The organism is Streptoalloteichus tenebrarius (genome assembly GCF_024171885.1).
GTDB lineage: Bacteria > Actinomycetota > Actinomycetes > Mycobacteriales > Pseudonocardiaceae > Streptoalloteichus > Streptoalloteichus tenebrarius.
Genome location: NZ_JAMTCP010000022.1, coordinates 36,865 through 45,898, shown reverse-complemented (window position 1 = coordinate 45,898; position 9,034 = coordinate 36,865). Strand labels below are relative to the sequence as shown.

The window sequence follows — 9,034 nt, the reverse complement described above, 5'->3', positions numbered from 1 at the left end:
GCGGTACCCTGTACCGACCCTCCGGAGCAGCTTGCCAACAGCAGTGCTCCCAGAATCGGAACCGCGATCTTCGTGATCTTCTTCGACAAGGTCAGGCCTGCTTTCCGAACGTGGCCCTGTTGGCGTCCTCGGTGTTCTCGTACGTCTTCTTCGCGGCCTCAAGGCTGTTGATCATCCGTTGGATGTCGTCCTGCTGGCGCTGGTTCGCGTCGAGATAGTTCTGGGCCAGTTCGGGTCCCATGCGTTGCGCGGCGGACGGGCTGAACGGGTCCCTGCCCATCGGATCGATCTTCATGGAGGCCACGGCCAGCACTGCGGCGTCCTCCAGTTTGCTCTTGGCGAGTTTCAGCTCGCTGATGAGGTCGGGAATCCGGTCCGCCTGGACGGCGAAGTGTGCGCCTGCGCCGCCTCCGCCACCGCCGCCACCAGCTCCGCTGTTGACTGCTCGGGCGGCATCAGCCACCTGACCTGCGACTCTCGCTCCTGCTCTTGCCACAGCTTCACCAGCGGTCCAGAAGCCGCTGACCATCTCACTCACGGATCGTGCCTCCCTCACGTGCACAACAGACGTATCCTGCCGCACGCGGCGAGGGCGCCACCGGGATTCCCGGTACTTCCTACGTACGCCACATCCGGGCCCGGGCATGGCTGACGGCGGGAGCCAGCCGGCCCCCCGCCGTCTCAAGCGGTCAGCTCAGGTCGAGCCGTCCGGTCTTGATGGTGTTCACGAAGGCGTGGAAGGTGTTCGGGGCGAACAGCAGGCCCGGTCCGTTGGGGTTCTTCGAGTCCCGAACGGCAGCCGCACTGTCTGCCACGGGCGCGACTTCCACACAGTTCGCGTTGCCGCCACCACTGCGACTGGTCTTCCGCCAAGGTGCCTGATGGAGGTCTGGTGGCATGCCTGGCTCCTTGAGGTCGGCATGGACAAGAACCAGCCAGCAGGCTAGTGAGCAGTGAAGAAGCTCCGTTTCCCTGTTCTGCCGCTTCACCGGTGTGGTCGAGAAGTCCACGGAGAAGGAGCAGACCGTCTCGACCCGTTGTGTTCGTGGGGGACAGGTCGGGTCGAGGCTGCGCCGTGTGGGTCTACTCTCAGTGAAGGAGTTGACACGCCACGCGGTCGGGAAGGCGCGCCATGGAGGGTCCTCGCATCAACCCGGAACTGCCGGTAGGGAAGCGCATCCAGTACTTCCGCCAACGGGCCGGCAAGACCAGGGCCGTGCTCGCGGGGCTTCTCGGGAAGTCCGAGAGTTGGCTCAAGGCTGTCGAGACAGGGCGGCTGCTGCCTCCCCGGTTGCCCATGCTCGTGCGGATCGCGGAGATGCTCAAGGTCTCACTGGCTGACCTGACCGGAGCGATCGAGGCCCCGGCGGAGACCTTCAGTGGAAGCGCCCATCCGGCACTGCCCGCCGTGCGGGCGGCGATGAGTGACTACCTCCTCGGTATGCCATCTGGCGTTGAACGTGTCTCGACACAACAACTGCGGGAGCGGCTGAGTAGCGCGTGGGCCGCGCGCCACGCCTCCCCGCTCCACCGCACGACGCTCGGGGAACTGCTCCCGGGGTTGATTCGTGATGCCCAGATCGCGGTGCGCGCGGCCTCCGACCTTCGAGAGAGGCGAGACGCCTACGCACTCCTTTCCGAGACGATGAATCTGGTGACGTTCTATGTTGCCTACCAGCCAGCGGCGAGCCTGCTGTGGCGGGCGGTGGAGCGGGCGATGGCGGCGGCGTATGACGCCGAGGACCCCCGAACCATCGCGATGTCCGCGTGGTCGCTCGCCCAGGCCCATCGCGATTCGGGGGAGTGGGAGCAGGCGCAGGAAGTCACGATGAGCGCGCTCCGCCTTCTCGATCCGCTGCTCTCCGATGGCCCGGCCGAGCTTCTGGGGATGTGGGGGGCGCTTCAGGCCGAAGCGGCGTACACCGCCGCCAAGGTGGGCGACCAAGGAGTGGCGCTGCACCATCTCGATGAGGCGAGCAGGGCAGCACAGAGGCTCCCCGTCGGCTACTACCAGACCATGACGTCGTTCTCGACCGCGATCCTGCCGGCCCACGCGGTGACGGTGCACGTCGAGCTGAGGAAGGCCGGAGAGGCCGCCCGCCATGCCGCGGTCGGGAATCCGGCGGATATTCCGTCGCGGCCCCGGCGCGCCCGCCATCTCATCGAGGTGGCGCGGGCCTACCATGCCCGCCGAGACTACGAGGCCACGGCGGAACTGCTCGACAAGGCGTACGAAGCGGCACCGGAAACCATCCAGTTCAACGGCTACGCCCGGCAGATGGTGGGGGAGATGATGGACAGGGTGGCCCGCATGCGTCGCCGCGCGCACGATCTCGCCGAGAAGGTCGGCATGCTCGCCTGATCCGGCTTCTCGCAACAGGGGCGGTCACCAGGCTTCGCCATGGGCCGCCTGCTCACAGGGATCGGCGGGGACCGGCCCCGGCCCCCGCCGATCAGTGTGGGTCAGCTCAGGTCGAGCCGTCCGGTCTTGATGGTGTTCACGAAGGCGTGGAAGGTGCTCGGGGCGAACAGCAGCGCCGGCCCGTTGGGGTTCTTTGAGTCCCGAACGGCAGCAGCGGCACCGGCTGCTGGTGCCACCTCCACGCAGTTGTGGGCACCGTTGTTGCTCCGCGTCGACTTGCGCCATGGAGCTGACAGGGTGAGATCGGGCGCAAGCATAGGCACTCTCCTAGGACAGGTCGTTGATCACTTGGTCGAGCAGTGTGAGCGTGTCGTCTTCCGGCAGCGCTGCCCTGAATACGCGGTCGAATGCGATTGTGTAGGACTCCGTGTGTGGTGCGCGGTCATACCACTGGCCGTCGGTCAACGACTCCGCGTAGGCGAAGGTCGTGGCGGGCTCTCCCACGTAGAGCAAGTTGAACGATGTGCCCAGTCCGGCGTGGGCGCCCGCCGAGTTGGGGAGCACCCGCAGCGAGATGTGCGGTAGTACGGCGAGGTTCCGCAGAAACTGGACCTGTCGTCGCATGATCTCCCTGCCGCCGACCTCCCGTCGGAGCGCGCTCTCGGCGAGCACCATCGCGACAGTGGGAGCGTCGGGGCCGGTGATGTGTTGCTGTCTTTCCAGTCGTCGAAGAACCGCGTCGTCGACGCCACGCTTGGGTGGCAAGAAGCCGTGCGAGAGGATCTCGCGGGCGTACTCCTCGGTCTGCGCGAAACCGGGGAGCAATTCCTCGTGATACACCCGAAGTTCGCGCGCTGCTGACTCCATCGCGACGTAGATCTGCGCCCACTCCGCGACGGGCGTCGAGGCCGTGTCTCGCTTCCGGGCTTCTCGTCCGAGGTCTCGGACGCGCTGCTCCTCCTCGTCGCTGACCTTGTAGAGCTCGATCAGTCGATCGATCTCCGTCAGCACGACCTTCCGTTGCCCCGTCTCGACAAGGTTGACCTTGCGGACGTACCAGCCGAGGCGTTCCGCGACCTCAGCCGGAGTCATGCCAGTGCGTTCGCGCAGCGTTCGCAGCAACGCGCCCAACAGCAGGCGGTACGCGAGCGGTGGCGGGGAGCTACCCATGGCGTCAATCCTTCCGGGTCCCACCGCGCGGCAACAAACCCCTGGGGGCGAGCCGACTTGGCGAGATCACCCGTTCGAGTCGTCGAAACTGTGACGTCGCAGTTGTACTGTCCTGGGCATACGGCCAGCAACTGAGCGTGATCAGTTGAGCACAGGCCGATGTGGAGTGTGCGAGGTGGTCTCGTGATCCAGTTCGTCACCTTCGGCGCGCTCGGCGCGCCTGTCTCCGGTCTGGTCGCTCCGACGGCTTGGCCGATGGCTGTTCAGTCCGTGTCGTCGGAGTTGCCGCGTCACGCGCTGCGGGAGCGGGGGCATGGTCTGTCGCTCGCGGATCTGTTGCGGCGTGATGATGTCCGCCGACCACGGCGTTCACGCAAGCTCACGAGGTTGTACGCCGAGGCCCCGACGGAAACGCTGCGTCGGATCGAGAACCCGCTGGACCGGCTACGGCGCACCGGGGTGGCCGGCGGCGGAGAGACGACCGTGCCGTTCCCGGCGATCCCGCGGGGCAGGGCGTCGTGAACCCGCCCCTCTGGCATCTGATGCGTTACCTCCGCATCGAACGCGGCCGGCGTGTCTGTCGCGCCCAGGAACACGTCGAGGACGACTGGTTCTACTTCTGCCAGGGCGGAGCCGAGGCGCACGCCGTGGCGCTCACCCGGGAGTTCTTCGTCGAGCACCAGGAGTCCGGTCTCGTGCGGCCGGGTGACCGGTGGATCGTCGTCGTCCACCCGCTCTCCCGGCGATGGGCGCCGCCGGACAAGAAGCTCTGTGAGGTCAGGGTCTGGGTGCCCACACCGGAGGAGGTCGTGTGGGGAGCGGACATCCGCGAGCGCACCGCCTGAACCTCTGATGCTCCCGGCGCGGGCGCTCCCCCTCGCCGCGCCGGGACACGGCGGCGGGGCCGGGTTTCTGCCCCCTCGGTCCTGGCCCCGCCGCCCCTTCTCCCCGTCATTCCGCGCCGAATTCCGTGGAGCAGTCGTGACTCTCTTCGACTTCCCCAGCCACACCTGGCTTCCCTACGCCGGCCAGCGCCACGCCCACGGGGGCGGCAGGCGACCCGAGGGGGCGAGTGTGACTGTCTTCTGTGGACTGATCGTCATCAGCCGGACGTACGACCTCGGCGACCCGGAGCTGCTGTGGCCGGAGTGCGACGTCTGCCGTGTCGAGGCCGGCCGGTGCGCGGACCTGCGCGCCCGAGCCGAGCGGGCCTGGCGCGAGACGCTGCCCGCCTACGGCGACCGCCCTCCCTGCCGGAAGGGCTACGGCCGATGAAATGCTGTCCATTGAGGACGCTGATGGCCTGAGAGCGATCCGGGCTGGGGAATGGTTCCGCATCGGCTTTCGCTGTCATCCGATCGGGTAGTTGTTGGTCCGATGATCGGATCGATAGCGTCCGTTCGACCACCCGATCGGGCACCCTCAGGAGGAGAAGCATGGCCGAGTCGGCCTACTTCGCGTTCACCCAGCAACGCGGCCAGGAGTTCGTTTTCGAACTCCGGGACGAAGAGAAGATCGCCCACGCCCGACGGATCCTGTCCGGCGAGGAGAAGCACCGGATCCACGTCCACGGGAGGATCAAGAAGCAGAAGAAGCCATACAACCCCGCCTGGGATTTCCACCTCGACCCGGACACCATCGCGTTCTTCGAGGTCGCCATCGAGGTCTGCGACGCCAACATGCAGTATGTGGATGATCACTTGGACGAGGCGTGCGGCGCGTTCCTGCCCGGATGCCACTGGTGCCCCTGGGACTCCCGGCTCACCCGTGAGGTCAAGATTTCCGCCTGAGGCGGCGGTTGTTCCGGATCCCTTTTCCTGGAGAACGCGCATTCGACACGAGGAACACCGGTCAGCACGGGGTGTCACACACACCGCGCGACCGGTGTTCTTGCTCTTCATCGGGAGCGGAGTGACCGCAGGGTGACGGCGGCGCCGACGAGGAACGCGGCAGCACCGGTGACGAGGGTCTTGTGGTGCTGGGAGAGCCACATCTGGGGACTGCGGCCCTTGGCCTTGGGGTCGAACCGCCCGTGTGCGCCGTAGTCCCGCCCCTGCCCGTTGTCGAGGGGCTTCCACAGGTTCGCCGGGCGGTTGGGGGCCTCGGGCTGTCCGCTCTGCTGCGACCGGTAGCCCGTCCTGGCCAGATAGCGGTCCAGCAGGCCAGGGATGAACTTGTCTCCGAGCAGCGTGCCGACCGTGCTGGAGCCGACCCAGTACTCCCGACGACGCGGGTGGTCGGCCGCGTGCACGATCGCCCTGGCCGCGATCTCGGGCTGGTAGATCGGTGGCACGGGCTGGGCCTTCTCCGGCATCCGCGTCCTGGCCCAGTCGAACTGCGGGGTGTTCACGGCGGGGAGCTGCACCATCGTGATGTGCACGTCCATGCCGTCGTGCATCAGCTCGCAGCGCAGCGACTCGGTGAAGCCCTGGATGGCGTGCTTGGCCCCGCAGTAGGCGGACTGGAGGGGGATGCCCCGGTAGGCCAGTGCGGAGCCGACCTGCACGATCGCGCCGTGCCCGCGTGGCAGCATGCGCGCCAGCGCCGCGCGGGTGCCGTTGACGAACCCGAGGTAGGTCACCTCGGTGACACGGCGGAACTCGTCCGGCGTGATCTGTGTGAACGGCGCGAAGACAGTGCTGAAGGCGTTGTTGACCCAGACGTCGATGGGGCCGAGTTCCTCCTCGACCCGGTTCGCCGCCGCCTCCACGGCTTCGTGGTCGGCCACGTCCACCGGAACCACCAGCGCCCTGCCCCCGGCCCCGCGTACGTCCTCGGCCGCGGCCTCCAGTCCGTGCTGGCCCCGCGCGAGCAGGGCGACGTGGTCGCCCCGGTCGGCGAACTCCCTGGCCGTCGCCCGTCCCACGCCCGCGCTCGCGCCGGTCACGACGACGACTCGTGGTTTCCTCGTCCCGGTCATGCGGCCTCGCTCGTTCTCGTCCCAGTGTCGACCGTGCCGTGGCTGTCGCCCGACACCGCCGGGATTCCCCGGACCGGCGCACCGAAACCCGGGGCGCCGTCCGCGCATCACCGACCACTGTGGACGTTGCCGGAGGGACCGGCGTTCAGGCGCGCACGGTGCGGACCTGAACGCCGAGGTCGCGGACGGCGCGCAGCTCGGCCGGCGGCAGCCCGTCGTCGACCAGGACGAGGTCGAAGCTGGTGAGCGGGGCGAGGGCGTACAGGCCCTCCTTGGCGAACTTGGTGTGGTCGACCAGCAGCACCCTGCGACCGGCCGACTCCATCAGGGCGCGTTTGACGTGCACGGTCTCCTGGGACTGGTGGTAGCAGCGGCCGTTGACGATGGCCGTGGTGGAGGCGAAGAGCAGGTCCGCGCGGAAGGAGCGGACGGCGTCGGCGGTGTGCAGGCCGAGGAAGGCGTCGTAGGCGGGGAAGTACGACCCGCCGAGGGAGACCAGCCCGATCCCGGGCTCCCCGGCCAGGAGCTTGATCACCGGCAGGAAGTAGGTGATCACGGTCAGCGGGGCGCGCGTGGGCAGGCGTTGCGCCAGGTGCAGGCAGGTCGTGCTCTCGTCCAGCATCACGGTCTGGCCGGGGGAGACCAGCTCCAACGCGGCCTCGGCCAGGCGGCGCTTCGTCTCGCTCATCGTCGCCATGCGGTGCTCGACGCTGCCGTGGAACAACGCGGAGGGCAGCGCGGACGCGCCACCCCGCACCTTCCGCAGCCACCCCTGCGTCTGGAGCGCCTCCAGGTCGCGGTGGATCGTCATCAGGCTGACGCCGTAGTCCGTGGCCAGCGCCTCGGCGCGGACGAACCCCTCGGCCAGCACCCGCTCCCGGATGCGCTGCTGACGGGCCTGCTGGCCGGCGACCCGCGAGGACTCCCCGTTGCCGGGCGGGGCGACTCCTGCTTCCTCGGACACGACGTGGGCTTCCTTCTCGTGCTGCGGACGACGCGTAGTTGTCACCCGAAGTTAACACGGGGAGACGAGGGCTCCCGGCCGGCCGCTGATCCGATGAAGATGGCTCTGAGCTGCGGGAACACCACGCGCCTCAGGATGACGCACCGCGGTCGACCCATCACAGTTCACGTGATGAATCACGTACTTCATGTGAAGAACGGGTTTCGTTCTTGAGTCGAGGCCCGGCTCAGCCTCCAATTTGCCCAGCTCGCGGCGCCGCGACCCCTGCCACAGCCCGTCCGCCAGGAGGTGCTCCTCGTGACCACGCTCTCCGCCGCGCCTTCGGCTCCCGAAGGCGCCGCCCGCTCCCTCGTGGAGCGGGTGGGCATTCCCCGCCCGCTGGCCTGGGGCTTCGTCGGCGTCCTGATCTTCATGATCGGCGACGGCGTGGAGTCCGGGTACCTGTCGCCCTACCTGGTGGACCAGGGCGTGTCCGCGTCGAGCGTCGCGCTGCTGTTCAGCGTCTACGGCATCACCGCGAGCATCGCCGCGTGGTTCTCCGGCGCGTTGTCCGACCTGTGGGGACCGCGCCGCGTCATGTGGCTCGGCCTCGGCATCTGGATCGCCTTCCAGGTGCTGTTCCTGGCCGTGGCCCTCCCGACGCGCAACTACTCGCTGCTGATGCTCAGCTACGGCATCCGGGGCTTCGGCTACCCGCTGTTCGCGTACGCGTTCCTGGTCTGGGTCACGGCGGTCACCCCGCGCGAGCGCCTGGGGTCGGCCGTGGGCTGGTTCTGGTTCGCGTTCACCGGGGGCCTGCCCACGCTGGGCTCGCTGGTCGCCAGCGGGCTGATCCCGGTCATCGGCGCGTACCAGACGCTCTGGTTCTCGCTCGGCCTCGTCGTCCTCGGCGGCCTGCTGGCCCTGCTGCTGGTGCGCGAGCGCACGGGCGCGGGGCGGCTCGCCCCGCCCGACGAACGACCGCTGGCCACCCTGCTCGGCAGCCTCTCCATCCTCGTGCGGAAGCCGAGGATCGGCGTGGGCTGCGTCGTGCGGATCATCAACACCGCGCCCCAGTTCGGCTACCTGGTGTTCCTGCCGATCTTCTTCACCGAGACCGTCGGGTTCAGCCTCACCGAGTGGCTGCGGCTGCTCACGGTCATGTTCACCACCAACATCTTCTTCAACCTGATCTTCGGCCTGGTGGGGGACCGGCTCGGCTGGCAGCGCACCATCGCCTGGTTCGGCGGCGTGGGCAGCGCGGTCACCACGCTCCTGCTGTACTACGCGCCGCTCGCGGCCGGGGCCCAGTACTGGCTGGCGCTGCTCGTGGCCGCCGCCTACGGCGCGACGCTCGCCGGCTACGTGCCGCTGTCCGCGCTGATGCCGTCGCTGGCCCCCGAGCACAAGGGGCAGGCCATGGCCGCGCTGAACCTGGGCGCGGGCGCGAGCACGTTCGTCGGCCCGGCGCTGGTCGGCCTGTTCCTCGGGCCGCTCGGCGTCGCCGGGGTGATGTGGATCTTCGCGGGCCTCTACCTGGCCAGCGCCCTGATGACGACCTTCCTGCGGCTGCCGGCCCCCACCGGGGTAACCCCAGGTGCCGGCCAGGCGCTCGCGGACGGGAACGACGGAAGGTGAG

General features: G+C 68.5%; 12 protein-coding genes. 6 read left to right on the top strand and 6 right to left on the bottom strand.

Annotated elements, in window-relative coordinates; all coding sequences use genetic code 11:
• Window positions 1-91: 91 nt before the first annotated feature.
• Complete coding sequence (locus tag LX15_RS18610) at window positions 92-529, bottom strand: PE domain-containing protein (protein WP_253670939.1); 438 nt, start codon at window positions 527-529, stop codon at window positions 92-94.
• A gap of 160 nt (window positions 530-689) precedes the next feature.
• On the bottom strand, window positions 690-1,010 hold the full coding sequence (locus LX15_RS18605; RefSeq protein WP_372502751.1) for a DUF397 domain-containing protein: 321 nt from the start codon (window positions 1,008-1,010) through the stop codon (window positions 690-692).
• Between the two features lie 122 nt (window positions 1,011-1,132).
• On the opposite strand from LX15_RS18605, the gene LX15_RS18600 reads away from it, so the two are divergent.
• Window positions 1,133-2,362, top strand: a complete 1,230-nt coding sequence (locus tag LX15_RS18600) for a helix-turn-helix domain-containing protein (RefSeq protein ID WP_253670892.1) — start codon at window positions 1,133-1,135, stop codon at window positions 2,360-2,362.
• A gap of 101 nt (window positions 2,363-2,463) precedes the next feature.
• On the opposite strand, the gene LX15_RS18595 is transcribed toward LX15_RS18600, so the two are convergent.
• A complete protein-coding gene (locus LX15_RS18595) occupies window positions 2,464-2,679 on the bottom strand; it encodes a DUF397 domain-containing protein (protein WP_253670891.1) in 216 nt (71 codons plus the stop codon).
• A gap of 10 nt (window positions 2,680-2,689) precedes the next feature.
• Window positions 2,690-3,532 (bottom strand): helix-turn-helix domain-containing protein, encoded by an 843-nt coding sequence (locus tag LX15_RS18590; protein ID WP_253670890.1) that lies wholly within the window; start codon window positions 3,530-3,532, stop codon window positions 2,690-2,692.
• 183 nt (window positions 3,533-3,715) lie between these two features.
• Here LX15_RS18590 and LX15_RS18585 point away from each other — a divergent pair, with 183 nt between their 5' ends.
• From LX15_RS18585 to LX15_RS18570, 4 genes are all read left to right on the top strand, one after another.
• Window positions 3,716-4,054 carry a hypothetical protein gene (locus tag LX15_RS18585; RefSeq protein ID WP_253670889.1) on the top strand — a complete coding sequence of 113 codons (339 nt, stop codon included), beginning with the start codon at window positions 3,716-3,718 and terminating at the stop codon, window positions 4,052-4,054.
• The gene (locus tag LX15_RS18580) at window positions 4,051-4,377 is read left to right on the top strand and encodes a hypothetical protein (protein WP_253670888.1); all 327 of its coding nucleotides are present in this window, start codon (window positions 4,051-4,053) and stop codon (window positions 4,375-4,377) included. Before LX15_RS18585 ends, LX15_RS18580 begins: the two co-directional genes overlap by 4 nt.
• Window positions 4,378-4,513: 136 nt before the next feature.
• Window positions 4,514-4,807 carry an HC3 family zinc finger protein gene (locus LX15_RS18575; RefSeq protein ID WP_253670887.1) on the top strand — a complete coding sequence of 98 codons (294 nt, stop codon included), beginning with the start codon at window positions 4,514-4,516 and terminating at the stop codon, window positions 4,805-4,807.
• A 161-nt stretch (window positions 4,808-4,968) separates the two neighbouring features.
• Window positions 4,969-5,322 (top strand): BP74-related protein, encoded by a 354-nt coding sequence (locus LX15_RS18570; protein WP_253670886.1) that lies wholly within the window; start codon window positions 4,969-4,971, stop codon window positions 5,320-5,322.
• Window positions 5,323-5,429: 107 nt separating this feature from the next.
• Here LX15_RS18570 and LX15_RS18565 read toward each other — a convergent pair whose 3' ends face one another.
• Window positions 5,430-6,452: an SDR family oxidoreductase gene (locus LX15_RS18565; protein ID WP_253670885.1), complete on the bottom strand. Its 1,023-nt coding sequence runs from the start codon at window positions 6,450-6,452 to the stop codon at window positions 5,430-5,432.
• Between the two features lie 145 nt (window positions 6,453-6,597).
• Window positions 6,598-7,416, bottom strand: coding sequence for a DeoR/GlpR family DNA-binding transcription regulator (locus LX15_RS18560; protein ID WP_253670884.1), 819 nt, complete (start codon window positions 7,414-7,416; stop codon window positions 6,598-6,600).
• A 297-nt stretch (window positions 7,417-7,713) separates the two neighbouring features.
• On the opposite strand from LX15_RS18560, the gene LX15_RS18555 reads away from it, so the two are divergent.
• Window positions 7,714-9,033, top strand: coding sequence for an MFS transporter (locus LX15_RS18555; protein ID WP_253670883.1), 1,320 nt, complete (start codon window positions 7,714-7,716; stop codon window positions 9,031-9,033).
• Window position 9,034 lies beyond the last annotated feature (1 nt).